Source organism: Thiolapillus sp. (genome assembly GCF_048562965.1).
Classification (GTDB): Bacteria; Pseudomonadota; Gammaproteobacteria; order Chromatiales; family Chromatiaceae; genus Thiolapillus; species Thiolapillus brandeum_A.
In genome coordinates this window covers 1-2,275 of sequence record NZ_JBHNMF010000520.1, presented here as the reverse complement: position 1 = coordinate 2,275, position 2,275 = coordinate 1, and the positions used below count along the sequence as shown (strand labels likewise).

Genomic DNA, 2,275 nt, shown 5'->3' with positions numbered 1-2,275 from the left:
TTTAAGGAATATAAGCGTAGCCTCCTGGAGAAGCGTGGATTATCGAGGCCTGATGGTCGTTCTCTCTATGAATACCGCCTTACCTCCAATGAGTTTGAGGAATTGGAAGGCACTTTGCGCACCTGGCTGGGGCGTATTATTGGTGTTTATAACCTGGGCGATATTTTAAAGCTTACGGGGTTTCCTGCCTTGTTTGTTCTTTACTCGGCCGAGTGGTGGCGGCGCCGTTATGACGGCTCCGGTTTTTCCTGGGAACCCATTTTGCGAGACCTGGGTGTTGCAGCGGATAGCTGGACGCCGGGAGAGCGAAGTCAATGTGTAAAAGATGGGCTGGCCTCATGGGGACTGGCCCCAAGAAGACAGGGTGCATTACGTTTCTTGGGTGCCATTGCTGTTCAAGGCGGATTGCCTTTACGGCTTTTGGGCGAAGCACGTAGCGGTGTAGGTAAGTTATTGCAGAGGGTTCTGCAATTGGCCGAGGGTCGTGAAGTTGCTGATGTCGATGTGCGTGGGTGGATAGAGAGCTTGTGTCTTTGGCTCCCCAAGAGTTATAGGCAAGACATCATTTATGCGCTATTGACTGATATGGTGCTGGTTGTACTGCAATTGAAACAGGAAGCCGGTCTGTCGATAGGCGATGATGCCGTGGCAGTTTTGGATCGTAAGATTCCAAGATGGAAAGAACGCTTTCCTCTTTCTTTGGATGATCGGCACGCCCGGTCATTGGTCGAGCAATTGGTCAAGGATGCTGCGAATGTGCGAGTTCGCAAGATAAAACCTTGTTTACCTGTTGAGCGTTTTATTGAGCAGGGCCAAGATGGTGGTTGGCAGTTAGCTTCTCGCATAGAACTCCCAGATACTTTAGAAGAAAAAGCGCTTGCTCAGATTTTTAATATTGAGCCTGTCGACTTGCCCCGTACGGCGACTTTGTCAGTACTTGCGGGTGAGCATTCACGACAAACCAGTGTGCGAAAACTTGCTGGTCGCAGTATGTTCCGTCTCGAATCTGCAGAGTGGAGATTTGATGGCAGCGATGCATTGGAAGAGCATGTACTGCAGTTGTCTGCCGCGGATGGACGCACCTGGGTGACGGAGGCACACAAGGGTGAACTGCTGGATGAGGATTTGCCATGGGTGTTTGCAGAAGAAGCACCTATTAGCCTGTTGAAGCAAGGGAGTGGGCGGGTTGCTCCTACTCAAGTGCTGTTGGCTATCCCTGAATCTTGGCATTTGCAGGAAATCGACGGTGGAACCACTGAGCTGATTGGGAATGTAAACACACCGCAACGAAATTTATTTCGGGTGCAAGGGAAAACCAAAATAACCACATTCAGTGGCTTAGAAACTGTAATACATACTGGTCAGGCCAGTGCAGCAGAACAGCAGCTTGTTTGGTCCGGCAATCGATTCTGGTTAGATTTTATAAGTCCGCGACGGGCATACAAGGGTATTCCACAGATTTATCGAGTGGATGACACAGGTAGTAAACAACATGTTAACGGGCGGCCAGTATGTTCTGTACTTGGAGCCCCTCAAACCAATCAAGCCTTAGGACCCGTTGTACTGAAATATCCTTCCACCGGTGAAGCACAGATTCGTACACAAATGGTGTTGCTTCCTGAAGATGCAAGTCTCGAACTCGCGCCTGATACGGCGAGGAGTGGGCAGATATCTTTCATAAACTGGGGGCTTGCCAATGCCAGTTTATTCAATGCATCCCAGGTACAGCAACATATTCACCAGCAGAACGATACGCTTACACTACGGGTTGCAGCCAATGGAAGCACCAGGACACCAGAATCGGTAGTCGTTGATCTCTACTGGCCCCACACCACCAAAGCTGTACGAGTGCGGCTTCCGTACCCAGCTAGGGGTGTGCGTGCATTCAACGGTAAAAATCAAGAAATTCAATCAGGTGATTTGCTTTCGATTAAGGATTTGTTGGGTGTTCGGTTGATAGTTAATATTTTTGGCGCCAGGAAACCAGAGTTAGACATTAGTGCAAATGGCGGCCAAATGCATCGTCGTTGTCAGTTGCGATTTCTTCCCGGTACATTGGTTCTGGATATTCCACTCGTGGATTATTTGGCGGATATCCAACACATGCTGAGCATGGATGACTCTCCGGATTCTCTCGTGTCTGTATCGGTTTTGTCTGATAGGCAGTCAGTATTCAAACTGAATATCGCTCGTTATGCAGCGGTGATGGAGCGAGATGCAAGTCTTGTGTATATAGAAAAGCAAGGGATTAATCGCCTGGAAATTGAACAAATAG

The 2,275-nt window shown here is 48.9% G+C and carries 1 protein-coding gene; it reads left to right on the top strand.

All coding sequences use genetic code 11. From position 1 onward, the window contains the following. Positions 1 to 24: 24 nt before the first annotated feature. The coding region (locus ACOCD2_RS17175) for an STY4851/ECs_5259 family protein (RefSeq protein ID WP_419625825.1) at positions 25 to 2,275 on the top strand (2,251 nt) is incomplete at its 3' end.